Source organism: Thioalkalivibrio sp. ALE10, from assembly GCF_000381385.1.
Taxonomy (GTDB): Bacteria; Pseudomonadota; Gammaproteobacteria; order Ectothiorhodospirales; family Ectothiorhodospiraceae; genus Thioalkalivibrio.
Window position 1 is genome coordinate 197477 of sequence record NZ_KB906450.1, and the last position, 12283, is coordinate 209759.

The 12283-nt window shown below is 68.7% G+C and carries 11 protein-coding genes; 5 read left to right on the plus strand and 6 right to left on the minus strand.

Going from position 1 to position 12283, the window contains the following annotated elements; translation table 11 throughout:
• Nucleotides 1–162: 162 nt before the first annotated feature.
• The gene (locus F788_RS0100985; protein WP_018868797.1) at nt 163–1176 is read right to left on the minus strand and encodes a class 1 fructose-bisphosphatase; all 1014 of its coding nucleotides are present in this window, start codon (nt 1174–1176) and stop codon (nt 163–165) included.
• Between the two features lie 191 nt (nt 1177–1367).
• Between F788_RS0100985 and F788_RS0100990 the strand changes: the two genes are divergently transcribed.
• The 3 genes from F788_RS0100990 (at nt 1368) to F788_RS0101000 (ending at nt 4215) form a co-directional block, all read left to right on the plus strand.
• The gene (locus tag F788_RS0100990) at nt 1368–2633 is read left to right on the plus strand and encodes a 6-phosphofructokinase (protein WP_019588982.1); all 1266 of its coding nucleotides are present in this window, start codon (nt 1368–1370) and stop codon (nt 2631–2633) included.
• Between the two features lie 93 nt (nt 2634–2726).
• Nucleotides 2727–3206 carry a PA2779 family protein gene (locus tag F788_RS0100995; protein ID WP_019588983.1) on the plus strand — a complete coding sequence of 160 codons (480 nt, stop codon included), beginning with the start codon at nt 2727–2729 and terminating at the stop codon, nt 3204–3206.
• 7 nt (nt 3207–3213) lie between these two features.
• Nucleotides 3214–4215, plus strand: a complete 1002-nt coding sequence (locus F788_RS0101000) for a PA2778 family cysteine peptidase (protein ID WP_019588984.1) — start codon at nt 3214–3216, stop codon at nt 4213–4215.
• Nucleotides 4216–4240: 25 nt separating this feature from the next.
• Here F788_RS0101000 and F788_RS0101005 read toward each other — a convergent pair whose 3' ends face one another.
• The 4 genes from F788_RS0101005 to glyQ form a co-directional block, all read right to left on the minus strand.
• A complete protein-coding gene (locus F788_RS0101005; RefSeq protein ID WP_019588985.1) occupies nt 4241–4885 on the minus strand; it encodes a hypothetical protein in 645 nt (214 codons plus the stop codon).
• A 114-nt stretch (nt 4886–4999) separates the two neighbouring features.
• Entirely contained in the window at nt 5000–5740 is a 741-nt protein-coding gene (locus tag F788_RS0101010) for a 1-acyl-sn-glycerol-3-phosphate acyltransferase (protein WP_019588986.1), read from the minus strand.
• A 12-nt stretch (nt 5741–5752) separates the two neighbouring features.
• Nucleotides 5753–7834 carry a glycine--tRNA ligase subunit beta gene (glyS, locus tag F788_RS0101015; protein WP_019588987.1) on the minus strand — a complete coding sequence of 694 codons (2082 nt, stop codon included), beginning with the start codon at nt 7832–7834 and terminating at the stop codon, nt 5753–5755.
• Between the two features lie 90 nt (nt 7835–7924).
• Complete coding sequence (glyQ, locus tag F788_RS0101020) at nt 7925–8872, minus strand: glycine--tRNA ligase subunit alpha (RefSeq protein WP_018936517.1); 948 nt, start codon at nt 8870–8872, stop codon at nt 7925–7927.
• Between the two features lie 140 nt (nt 8873–9012).
• Between glyQ and F788_RS0101025 the strand changes: the two genes are divergently transcribed.
• Nucleotides 9013–10239: a cation diffusion facilitator family transporter gene (locus F788_RS0101025; RefSeq protein WP_019588988.1), complete on the plus strand. Its 1227-nt coding sequence runs from the start codon at nt 9013–9015 to the stop codon at nt 10237–10239.
• Nucleotides 10240–10457: 218 nt separating this feature from the next.
• A complete protein-coding gene (gene glnA, locus F788_RS0101030) occupies nt 10458–11867 on the plus strand; it encodes a glutamate--ammonia ligase (RefSeq protein ID WP_019569409.1) in 1410 nt (469 codons plus the stop codon).
• A gap of 146 nt (nt 11868–12013) precedes the next feature.
• On the opposite strand, the gene F788_RS0101035 is transcribed toward glnA, so the two are convergent.
• Nucleotides 12014–12217, minus strand: a complete 204-nt coding sequence (locus F788_RS0101035; protein WP_018868787.1) for a cold-shock protein — start codon at nt 12215–12217, stop codon at nt 12014–12016.
• Nucleotides 12218–12283 lie beyond the last annotated feature (66 nt).

The following is a 12283-nucleotide window of genomic DNA, read 5'->3' on the forward strand; positions in this document are numbered from 1 at the left end:
GCCCTCCGGCCGATCGGCGTCACGGGCTGCCAGCCGGCGCTGGCTCTCGCGCGGCCCGAACCTCCGTACGGGCCAGCAAAAAAGGCCCGGTCCCCCGAAGGGGCTGGGCCCTGCAATGCCGGGTCGGCAGGCCGCGAAGTCCTCGCGGCCGCCGGGGCGCGGTCAGCCCTCGTTGTGGTAGCGGGTCACGCGCTCCACGTCGTTCTTCGCGCCCAGCACCACCGGCACGCGCTGATGGATGTCCTTCGGCGGGACGTCCATGATGCGCTGGCGCCCGGTGGTGGAGGCACCGCCGGCCTGCTCGACGATGTAGCTCATCGGGTTGGCCTCGTACATCAGGCGCAGCTTGCCTTCCTGGCCCTTGGCGGTGGTCTTGGAGTCCAGCGGATACATGAAGACACCGCCGCGCGACAGGATGCGGTGCACCTCGGCGACCATGGAGGCGACCCAGCGCATGTTGTAGTCCTTGCCCAGCGCGCCTTCCTTGCCGGCCAGGCACTCGTCGACATAGCGCTTGATCGGGGCTTCCCAGAAACGCATGTTCGACATGTTGATGGCGAACTCCTGGGTGTCCTCGGGGATGTGGATCTTTTCCTTGGTCAGCAGGAACTCGCCGAAATCCTTGTCCAGGGTAAACATGTTCACGCCCTGGCCGGTGGTCAGCACCATCATGGTGGACGGGCCGTACAGGCAGTAGCCGGCGGCCACCTGGGTGGTGCCGGGCTGCAGGAAGTCCTCGGTCTTCGGGTTCTCGACACCCTCCGGTGCCTTCAGGATGGAGAAGATGGTGCCGACGGAGACGTTCACGTCGATGTTGGAGGAGCCGTCCAGCGGGTCGAACAGCACCAGGTAGTGGCCGCGCGGGGCGTCCTTGGGCAGCTCGAGGATCTCGTCCAGCTCCTCGGACGCCAGACCGGCGACATGACCGTTGTGCGACAGCGCCTCGATGAACACCTCGTTGGTGATGATGTCCAGCTTTTTCTGGGTCTCGCCCTGTACGTTCTCCGAACCGGCCGAGCCGAGGACGCCGACCAGGTCGCCCTTGTCGACCAGCGCCGAGATCTTCTTGCACGCGGTGGCGATGTCGTTGAGCAGGCCGGTGAACTCGCCGGTGGCGCCCTGGATCCCGCGCTGGGTTTCGATGATGTAGTTGGTCAGTGTCGTGCCGATATGCATATTGCCGATCCTGATGGTTGTGAGTCCGTGCGACATCGGGGCACTCTTGGGGGCAGGCGGTTGCGCACGCTGCTGGCGCGAACCGCGCCGTTCGGCCCGTGTCCTAACCGGCACAGTGTAGCAAAAGCGGGCGCGGGGGCCGATTCCGGGGCCACGGGGCCCGATGAGCAGGGACATCCAGGGAGAGACACATGCCGCAGAACGCACTGTACGCCCAGTCCGGCGGGGTCACCGCCGTCATCAACGCCAGTGCCTGGGGGGTGATCGAGGCCGTGCGCGGCCACCCGGCCCATTTCGGGCGGATCTATGCCGCGCGCGACGGCATTCTCGGGGTGCTGCGCGAGGAGCTGATCGATCTCGACCATGAGGATCCGCTGACCCTGCAGGCGCTGAGGCACACGCCCGGCGGGGCGTTCGGATCCTGCCGCTTCGACCTGGGCGATCCGGACACCCACCCCGAGCAGTACGAGCGGCTGGTCGAGGTCTTCCGTGCCCACGACATCGGCTATTTCTTCTATAACGGCGGCGGCGGCTCCATGGATACCGCCCTCAAGGTCGCGAAGATGGGTGACCGCATGGGCTACCCGATCACCGCGGTGGGCGTGCCCAAGACCATCGACAACGACCTCGCGATCACCGATACCAGTCCCGGGTTCGGCTCCGCTGCCAAGTTCATCGCCACCACCGTGCGCGAGGCCAGCCTGGACGTGGAGTCCATGCACACCAGCTCGACCAAGGTCTTCATTCTCGAGGTGATGGGGCGGCATGCGGGCTGGCTGGCGGCTGCCGCCGCGCTGGCCCAGGAGTTCGACGGCCAGCCGCCGATGCTGATCCTGTTCGCCGAGACGCCGTTCGACGAGGCGGACTTCATGGATCACCTCAACCGCACCATCGAGCGCCACGGGTACTGCGTGGTGGTGGTCTCCGAGGGCCTGAAGAACCCCGACGGGAGCCTGTTCTCGGTGGCCCAGAGCCACGACGTCTATGCCTACACCCAGCTGGGCGGCGCCGCGCCGCGGCTGTCCGAGCTGATCCGCGAAAAGACCGGGCACAAGCTGCACTGGGCGGTGGTCGACTACATCCAGCGGGCCGCGCGGCATATCGCGTCGAAGGTGGACGTGGACCAGGCCTATGCCTGCGGGCGCGCGGCGGTGGAGGGCGTGGTGGCCGGCGAGCACAGCTTCATGCCGATCATCCGGCGCGATTCCACCCAGCCCTATCGCTGGAGCATCGGGCGTACCTCGCTGGAGAGCGTGGCCGACATCGAGCAGGGCATGCCGCGCGAACTGATCACCCCGGACGGTTACGGCATCACCCAGGAGGCGCGCGACTACCTGCGCCCGCTGATCCAGGGCGAGGAGCAGCCACCGTTCGAGCGTGGCCTGCCGGCCTATCCGCGAATCCGCGGGGAGCTGCTGCCGAAACGCTGTCCGCCGTTCGACGTGGATCACGACTGAGCCTGGCGGATCGTTCGCGGGGCTTGGCGCGCCCCGTAACGAGCGTAAGATAGGAAGCACGTTTCCCCATCCGAGCCTTCGAGGAGGCCGTCCATGTCGATTCCGACCATTTCGCGTTTGCGTCGTACTCCGTCCGTATCCGGCATGCTGGCCGGCTGTTGTGCCCTCGGCCTGGCCCTGCTGCCGGCCACCTCCGTGCTGGCCGAAACGGCCGAGCGCGCGCAGGGGGCATCCGCAAGCGGCGATGACACCGGGCAGATGGTGGGTACCCGCGCCCTGATCGATCAGGTGCAGGCGGAGGACACCCGGGCGCAACTGCTGGAACGTCTGGACGATGCTTCCGTACAGGAGCAGCTGATCGCCATGGGCGTGGATCCGGAACAGGCCCGCGAGCGCGTGGCCCGGTTGACCGACGAGGAGCTGGCGGAGCTGGAAGCGCGCATTGACTCCGAACCGGTGGGGGCCGCCGGCGCCCTGGGCGTGGTCGCCATCGTGTTCCTGGTGTTCGTCATCACCGACGCCCTGGGCGTGACCGACATCTTCGCGTTTGTCCATCCGCCGGGCGAGCGGTGATCCTGGCGTGATCCTCCGGGGACTCGCGGCGCTGCTGCTGGCGGCGCTGCTGGCAGGCTGTGCCACCGCGCCGCAGAGCCGGGACCTGGCGGGTGACCCGGGGGCCCTGCCGGATCTGCCGCCGCGCGTCGAGCTGAGCGACATCCCGTTCCACCCGCAGGAGGACTACCAGTGCGGCCCGGCCGCGCTGGCCACGGTGCTCGAGGGGCGCGGTCTGGAGGTGTCGCTGGAAGGGCTGATCGACGAGGTCTACATCCCCGCCCGCGAGGGCACGCTGCAGGCCGAGATGCGTGCGGCGGTGCGTGCGCGCGATCTGGTGGCGTATCGCCTGGAGCCGGATCTGGAAGCGGTCCTGCGCGAGGTCGCGGCCGGTCATCCGGTGGTGGTGTTCCAGAACCTCGGGCTCGCGATGTTCCCGGAATGGCATTTCGCGGTGGTCATCGGCTACGACCTCGACGCCGGCGAAATCATCCTGCGCAGCGGCCCCCACGAGCGTCACGTGAACGAGTTCGCCCGTTTTGAACGGACCTGGGCGCGCGGCGAGCGCTGGGCCTTCATCCCCGTGGCGCCGGATGAGCTGCCGGCCACCGCGGAGCCGCTGAGCTGGCTGCGCGCGGTCAACGAACTGGAGGTCACCGGCGCACTGGCGGCCGCGGCCACGGGTTACCGCACGGCGATCGACCAATGGCCCGATCACCCGGTGGCCTATGTCGGTCTCGCCAACGTGGCCATGGCGCAGGATGACCCCGAGGCGGCCGAGTCTGTGCTGCGCGAGCTGATCGAGCGTGACCCCGGGGTGGACGCGGCCTGGAACAACCTCGCCCATGTCCTGCTGGCGCGGGACTGTACGGAACCCGCCCGCGCGGCGACCGCCTGCGCGGTGGCGCTGAGCGGGGGCGAGGACGCATCCCCGTATGCCCCGACCCTGCGGACGCTGGAGCGGGCGGCTCCGTCCGGCGGGGCATGCGACCCCGTCCCGGACTGCCCGGCCGGTCCGCGCGCCGACTGATGCGGGCACGCGGCTCGGCGCGGCGTCAGTCCTCGAACAGCGCCTCCACCCCCGCGTGGATGTGCTGGTCGGCATCCGGGCCGATGTACGTGGTCTCCGGATCGTGGCGGTCGCAGAACGCCCAGGCGAATTTCAGGTCCTTGATCCCCAGCGAGCCGAACAGCCGCGCCTCGGCCGAATGGTCGGTGGCCTCGGGGATCACCGTGGGCCAGCCGTCCTCGCCCGGGGTCAGCGCGGGACCGAAGAAGATCGCCCCCGGCAGATTCTTGATCCGCAGGGCGCAGGTGCCCTCGGTGACGCCGCCCATCGGCAGGAAGTCGATGGTGCGCGACAGGCGCTGCTTGCGGTTGAACGGGGTATCCACGGTGCCGCCGGCGGCGCGGATCGCGGGTGCCTCGGCCTCGTAGGCCAGCACCTCCAGTCCGGCCTCGCGCCAGGCCTCCAGGTCGCGCGCGCCGCGGTGGCTGGGCAGGAACAGCCAGCGCGGCTCGGTGAGTGCGCGCAGTTCCTGCAGCAGGGCATCCGAAAACGGCGGGGCGTTCACCAGGATCCCGCCCATCTCGCGGTCGTCGATCAGCCAGACCGCCGGCTCGTCATCGCCGACGCGGTGGATGTTGCGTTCGCGCAGTTCGACCAGTGCCGGACCGATCGTTCCGGGGGAAGCGGACATGCGGGCGTCTCCGGGTTCCTCTGGGGTGTAGCCGGGGAGATTGCGGGCTTGCGGCCCCGTGCGCAATTTTGGCCGGACTCCGGCGGGGGATCGCCGGGCCGCCGGATCACAGGATCACTGCTCCCGCGGGGTGGCCTCGTCGCGGGGTTCCAGCTGCGCCATCTCGCTTTCGATCCAGTCCTCGGTCAGCGCCAGCACCTCGGCGGCCGAACGGCCCTGCGTCTCGATCGGCGGCCCCACCGAGACCTCGATGGTCCCGGGATGGCGCAGGATCCCGCGCCGCGGCCAGTACGTACCGGAGTTCAGCGCCACCGGCAGCACCGGGTAGCCGCCGCGCGCGGCCAGCTGCGCGCCGCCCTGACGATAACGGCCCTTTTCCCCGGGATTCACGCGCGTGCCCTCGGGGAACACGATCACCCACAGCCCCTGGTCCAGGCGCTTCTTGCCTTCCCGCAGCAGGCCCTCCAGCGCCTGGCGACCGGCACCGCGGTCGATCGGTACCGGGTTGAGCATGGCCAGGGTCCAGCCGAACAGCGGGATGCGCATCAGCTCGCGCTTGAGCACCCAGGTCTGGCGCGGGAAGATCGACACGAACGCGAGCGTCTCCCACGCCGACTGGTGCTTGGACATCACTACGTGGGGGCGCGAGGTGTCCACGTGTTCCAGGCCGCGTACCCGGTAGCGCACCCCGCAGGTGACCCGCAGCCACCAGATGTTGAAGCGGCCCCACTGGATCAGGATGCGGTAGCGGCGTTCATGGGACAGTGGCCAGATCAGCAACGGCACGATCAGGCCGTAGATCAGCGAAGAGCTGATCAGCCCGACGTGAAACAGCAGTGAGCGCAGATACAGCATGCTTGCCTGCCCTCAGCCGGTGGCCAGCCGCCCGATGTCCGCCACGGTCTCGAAGGCCTGGCGCAGTTCGCGCAGCAGGGCGAGGCGGTTGCGGCGTTCGGCGGCGTCTTCGGCCATCACCATCACCCCGTCGAAGAAGCGGTCCACGCGCTCGCGCAGCCCGGCGAGTTCGCCCAGGGCGCGCACGTAGTCGCCGTCGGCCACTGCCGCGTCCACCGCCGGGCGCACCGCCAGCAGACCCTGGTGCAGCTGGCGTTCCTCGTCGGCCACCAGGGCGTCGGGCTCGAGCGTGCCGGCGGCCTCGTCGCCGGCCTTGCGCAGCAGGTTGTGGATGCGCTTGTTGGCCGCGGCCAGGGCCTCGGCCTCCGGGCGTTCGCGGAACTGTGAGACCGCGCGCACGCGGCGGGCGAAATCCAGTGGCTGGTCGGGGCCGACCGCGCCCACGGCCTCGATGGTCTCGTGGGCATGGCCCTGTTCCAGCAGGTAGCCGCGCAGGCGCTCGACGATGTATTCGCGCACCGGGTCCACCGCCTGGTCGGCCTCGGCCACGCGTTCGCGGATCGGCTCGGCGGCCGCGGTGAGCAGCGGGGTCAGGGTCAGCGGGAGTTCCCGTTCCACCAGGATGCGCACCAGACCCAGCGCGGCCCGGCGCAGGGCGAACGGGTCCTTGGTGCCGCTGGGCTGCTTGCCGATGGCGAAGATCCCGACCAGGGTGTCGAGGCGGTCGGCCAGCGCCAGGGCCTGGGCCAGCGGGCCGTCCGGCAGCTCCGAGCCCGACTGGCGCGGCCAGTAGTGCTGCTCGATCGCGTCGGCGACGGCCTCGTCCTCGCGGTCGTGCAGCGCGTAGTAGCGCCCCATGGTGCCCTGCAGTTCGGTGAACTCGAACACCATCCGGGTCAGCAGATCGCATTTGCACAGCCGCGCGGCGCGCGCCGCCTGCTGCGCATCCAGATCCATCAGGCCGGCGAGGCGCTGCATCAGCGCTTCCAGGCGCTGCGACTTGTCGCGCAGGGTGCCCAGGCGCTTCTCGAACACCACCGCGCCGAGCTCGTCGAGGCGTTCTTCCAGGCGGTGCTTGTGGTCCTGCTCCCAGAAGAATTCGGCATCCGCGAAGCGCGGGCGCAGCACGCGCTCGTTGCCATCGCGTACTGCTTCGGGATCGCGCGACTCGATGTTGCTGACGACGATGAAATGCGGCTGCAGGCGGCCGGCCTCGTCCACCACCGGGAAGTATTTCTGGTTGTCCTGCATGGTGGAGATCAGCGCCTCCTGCGGGACCTCGAGGAAACGCCGGTCGAAGCTGCCGCCCAGGGCCACCGGCCACTCCACCACCGCGGTGACCTCGTCCAGCATGTCCGGGTCGACCAGCGCGCGCCCGCCCAGCTCGCGGGCAGTGACGTGGACCTGCTCCAGGATGCGCTCGCGACGGGCCTCGAACGAAGGCTCCACACGGCCCTCGGCGCGCAGCCTGTCGGCGTAGTCCGCGGGGCTGGCGAGCTCCAGCGGGGCCGGGTGGTGGAAACGGTGGCCGCGCGTGTGGCGGCCGGCATCCTGTTCCAGCACCGTCATCGGCAGGACGTCGGTGCCGTGCAGCACCACCAGCCAGTGCACCGGGCGCACGAATTCCGTGGTGCTCTCGCCCCAGCGCATGCGCTTGGGCGTGGGCAGGTGTTCCAGGGCGCCGTCCAGCATCTCCGGCAGCAGTTCGCCGAGGGCCTGCCCCGGCTGCATGCGGCGGAAGATCAGGTATTCGCCCTTGCCGGTGTCCTCGCGCTCGAGCTGGTCCACCTCCACCCCGCAGGAGGAGGCGAAGCCCTGCGCCGCGCGGGTCGGCTGGCCCTGGTCGTCGAAGGCGGCGGCCACGGCCGGGCCGCGGCGTTCCTGCAGCTGGTCGGGCTGGCGGCCGGGTACCGCGGGGAAGCGCACGGCCAGGCGCCGGGGTGTGGCGAAGGCCTCGGGCTCGCCGGGTTCCAGCCCGGCCTCGCGCAGGCGGGTGGTCAGGCCCTCGGCGAAGGCGTCGCGCAGGCGTGCCAGCGCGGCCGGCGGCAGTTCTTCGGTGCCGAGTTCGATCAGAAGTTCGCGGGCTTCGTCCATGTTCGGTCCAGTCGGGTTCCGGTGGGCCCGCGCGCCCGTTCGGGGCGGCGGCGGGCACGGGTTCGGGGTATGCCCCGGTATCGGGTGGCGTCAGGCGGCGTCGGACTTGCCGGTGTCGCCCGGGGCGCACAGCGGAAAGCCCAGCGCCTCGCGCGATTCATAGTATTTCTGCGCGACGTTCCTGGAGAGCTCGCGCACGCGCAGGATGTAGCGCTGGCGCTCGGTGACCGAGATCGCCCCGCGCGCATCCAGCAGGTTGAAGCTGTGCGAGGCGCGCAGCATCTGCTCGTAGGCCGGCAGCGGCAGGCCCAGCTCGATCATGCGGTCGCTCTCCGCCGCATGGTGGTCGAACGCGGCGAACAGGGCATCGCGGTCGGCGTGCTCGAAGTTGTACTTCGACTGTTCCACCTCGTTCTGGTGGTAGACGTCGCCGTAGGTGACCGCGCGCCCGTCCGGGCCGACGGTCCAGACCAGGTCGTAGACGCTCTCCACGCCCTGCAGGTACATCGCCAGGCGCTCCAGCCCGTAAGTGATCTCGCCGGAGACGGGGTGGCAGTCGATCCCGCCCACCTGCTGGAAGTAGGTGAACTGCGTCACCTCCATGCCGTTCAGCCAGACCTCCCAGCCCAGCCCCCAGGCGCCCAGCGTCGGCGATTCCCAGTTGTCCTCGACGAAACGGACGTCGTGGGTCAGCGTGTCGAAGCCCAGCGCCTCCAGCGAGCCGAGATACAGGTCCTGGATGTCGGCCGGGGAGGGCTTCAGCAGCACCTGGAACTGATAGTAGTGCTGCAGGCGATTGGGATTGTCGCCGTAGCGGCCGTCGGTCGGGCGCCGGCTGGGCTGCACGTAGGCGGCGCGCCAGGGTTCCGGGCCGATCGAGCGCAGGAAGGTCGCCGGATGGAAAGTCCCGGCGCCCATCTCCATGTCGTAGGGCTGCATCACCACGCAGCCGTGGTCGTTCCAGTAATCCTGCAGTCGGCGGATCAGGTCCTGGAAGGTGGGACTCGCGGTCTCGGTTCGGTCGCTTGCGTTCGCCATGGCTGGGGGTCCGGAGCGGATCAGGGGCGGCAGTATATCGGCCCGCGCCCGGGTGCGGCCACCGCCCGGCCCGGCTGCGGTGGCCGGAGGTCGCGGTGAGGTCCATAATGCTTCGAATCGAGGCATCTCCGGGGGGCACGATGGCCGCGGATCACCAGCAGCAGCCGGACAGGGCGCCCGCCGAACCGCCCGACCCGCTCGAGTCGGGGACCGACGACCGGCGCTACCGCGACACGCGCCGGGTGACCCTTACCGGCGCCGCGGTCAACTCCGGGCTGGCCGTGACCCAGCTGCTCAGCGGCTGGCTGCTCAACTCCCAGGCCCTGATCGCCGATGGCGTGCACACCGTCTCCGACCTGGTGACCGACGCCGTGGTCCTGGTCGCGGCGGGGCAGGCTGCCGCTTCCCCGGATCAGGACCATCCCTACGGTCACGGCCGCATCGAGACGCTCGCGACGGTGGTCGTGGGCCTGTTCCTCGCGCTGGCAGGGCTGGCCATCGCCTGGGGCGCCGGCGGACGCCTGCTGGAGCTGGACGATGCCACCGGGCCGGCACCGCTGGCGATCGCCTTCGCCGTGGTGACCCTCGTGGCCAAGGAAGGCCTGTACCAGTACACCCGCCGGGTCGCGCGGCGGCTGGGCTCGCGCATGCTGGAGGCAAACGCCTGGCACCACCGCACCGATGCGATCTCTTCGGTCATCGTGCTGCTGGGGGTGGCCGGTGCGGTCGCCGGCTGGCCGTGGCTGGACGCGCTGGCGGCGCTGCTGGTGGCCCTGTTCATCCTGCATATCGCCGGGCGCCTGATCCGTCGCAGCGTGGCCGAACTGATCGACACCGCGCTGGAACCGGAAAAGGTCGAGCGCATCCACCGCACCATCCTGGACGTGCCCGGAGTTAAGGATGCCCATATGCTGCGCACGCGCCGCTCCGGCGACGACGCCGTGGCCGACGTGCACGTGCAGGTCGCGCCGATGATTTCGGTGTCCGAGGGGCACCGCATCGCCGATGCCGTGCATCGCGCTGTGACCGAGGATGCGGGCGAGGTCAGCGACATCACCGTGCACGTGGATCCGGAGAACGACGAGGAGCAGGTGGCCAGCTCGCGGCTGCCCCTGCGCCCCGAACTGGTGGCCGGCCTGCGCGAGGCCTGGGCCGGCTTCCCCGAGCTGGAGGCCCTGGAGCACCTTTCCCTGCATTATCTCGGCGGGCGGGTGCATGCCACCGTCACTCTGCGGCTGGATCCCGCGCGGACGGGAGCCGCCCTGCAGGAGCGCGCCGATCTGCTGACCCGGCAGCTGCGGGAACACCCCGTTCTGGGGCCGGTACTGGGACAGGTGACCGTGCTCTATCGGCCTTGCACCGAATGAGGGCGCATGCCGCGCGATAGCACTATAATGGTGCATCCTGTGCACTGCGGGTGTGCGGCATTCGGCCGTGGTGGCGCAGAGATGGGCGCAGGGGCGCCCCGAACCGGGGCTTGCAGGCTGGCACGCCACCTGCATGACCAACGGGCAGACGCCGATCGGCCCCAGGCGACCGCACCGGCATCGACCGTCTCAAACTGAAGACCAGAGGAGTCCTCATTATGTCCGCAGCCGAAGTGCTGAAGCAGATCAAGGAACAGGAAGTCCGTTTCGTTGACCTTCGTTTTACCGATTCCAAGGGCAAGGAACAGCATGTCACCCTGCCGGCCCACGACCTCGACGAAGATTCCTTCGAAGAAGGCAAGATGTTCGACGGGTCCTCCATCTCCGGGTGGAAGGGCATCAACGAATCCGACATGATCCTGATGCCGGATCCGGAGTCCGCGGCCATCGACCCGTTCTTCGAGGACATGACCATGAACATCCGCTGCGATGTCGTGGAACCGGCCACCATGCAGGGCTACGACCGCTGCCCGCGCTCGCTGGCGCGTCGTGCCGAGGCCTATCTGCAGAGCACCGGCATTGCCGACACCGCGCTGTTCGGTCCGGAGAACGAGTTCTTCGTGTTCGACGACGTGAAGTGGGGCTCCGACCTCTCCGGTTCCTATTGCCGCGTGGATTCCCAGGAGGCCTCCTGGAACTCCGAGCGCGTGTATGACGACGGCAACATTGGCCATCGTCCGGGCGTGAAGGGTGGCTACTTCCCGGTCCCGCCGGTCGACAGCCTGCACGACATCCGCTCCACCATGTGTGAAGTGATGACCGAGATGGGGCTGACCACCGAGGTGCATCACCACGAGGTGGCGACGGCCGGCCAGTGCGAGATCGGCGTCGGCGCGGCGACCCTGACCAAGAAGTCCGACGAAGTGCAGATGCTCAAGTACGTGGTGCAGAACGTTGCCCACATGCACGGCAAGACCGCCACCTTCATGCCCAAGCCGATCGTCGGCGACAACGGCTCCGGCATGCACGTGCACCAGTCGCTGTCGAAGGATGGCAAGAACCTGTTCTCCGGTGACCTGTACGGCGGACTGTCCGAGACCGCGCTGTACTACATCGGCGGCATCATCAAGCATGCCCGCGCGCTGAACGCCTTCACCAACCCGTCCACCAATAGCTACAAGCGCCTGGTGCCGGGTTTCGAGGCGCCGGTGATGCTGGCCTACTCCGCGCGCAACCGCTCGGCGTCCATCCGCATCCCGTTCGTGATGAGCCCGAAGGCCCGCCGCATCGAGCTGCGCTTCCCGGACTCCACCGCCAACCCGTATCTGGCGTTCGCCGCGATGCTGATGGCCGGCATCGACGGGATCCAGAACAAGATCCACCCGGGCGAGGCGATGGACAAGAACCTCTACGACCTGCCGCCGGAGGAAGAGAAGGGCATCCCGCAGGTCGCCCATTCGCTGGATCAGGCCCTGGAGGCGCTGGACGCCGACCGCGCGTTCCTGACCCAGGGCGGGGTGTTCACCGACGACATGATCGATGCCTACATCGATCTGAAGATGGAAGACGTCACGCGCATGCGCATGACCACCCATCCGATCGAGTTCGACATGTACTACAGCCTGTAAGCCCTGTGGGCTTTCCGGCCGTCATCGGGCCCCGGCGTTCACGCCGGGGCTTTTTTTGTGCGCGGAGAGCGCGCACAAAAAAGGGCCGCCCGAAGGCGGCCCTCTGCTTCCCGAAGCGCGCCCGGAGGCGCGCCGTGCGGGGAGTCTTACAGCGCGGTCACGTCACCCGCGGCCAGACCCTTGGCGGTTTCCTGAATCTCGAAGGAAACCTTCTGGCCTTCGGCCAGGGTCTTGAAGCCCGAACCGTTGATCGCGGAGAAGTGCACGAACACGTCCTTGCCGCCATCATCGGGGGTGATGAAACCGAAACCCTTGCTCTCGTTGAACCACTTAACAACACCGGTATTCACAACTACTTACCTCATCATGTAACTAAAGAAACGTGATTGCGGAACGCTACCAACAGATCAACGGGA

Excerpts from the sequence above, each read along its gene's own strand:
- glyS (WP_019588987.1), bottom strand. The coding sequence starts at position 7,834 with ATGGACGAAGCCCGCGAACTTCTGATCGAACTCGGCACCGAAGAACTG.
- F788_RS0101005 (WP_019588985.1), bottom strand. The coding sequence starts at position 4,885 with ATGTCCGCTTCCCCCGGAACGATCGGTCCGGCACTGGTCGAACTGCGC.
- F788_RS0101025 (WP_019588988.1), top strand. The coding sequence starts at position 9,013 with ATGGCCGCGGATCACCAGCAGCAGCCGGACAGGGCGCCCGCCGAACCG.
- F788_RS0101010 (WP_019588986.1), bottom strand. The coding sequence starts at position 5,740 with ATGCTGTATCTGCGCTCACTGCTGTTTCACGTCGGGCTGATCAGCTCT.
- F788_RS0100990 (WP_019588982.1), top strand. The coding sequence starts at position 1,368 with ATGCCGCAGAACGCACTGTACGCCCAGTCCGGCGGGGTCACCGCCGTC.
- F788_RS0100995 (WP_019588983.1), top strand. The coding sequence starts at position 2,727 with ATGTCGATTCCGACCATTTCGCGTTTGCGTCGTACTCCGTCCGTATCC.
- F788_RS0100985 (WP_018868797.1), bottom strand. The coding sequence starts at position 1,176 with ATGCATATCGGCACGACACTGACCAACTACATCATCGAAACCCAGCGC.
- glyQ (WP_018936517.1), bottom strand. The coding sequence starts at position 8,872 with ATGGCGAACGCAAGCGACCGAACCGAGACCGCGAGTCCCACCTTCCAG.
- glnA (WP_019569409.1), top strand. The coding sequence starts at position 10,458 with ATGTCCGCAGCCGAAGTGCTGAAGCAGATCAAGGAACAGGAAGTCCGT.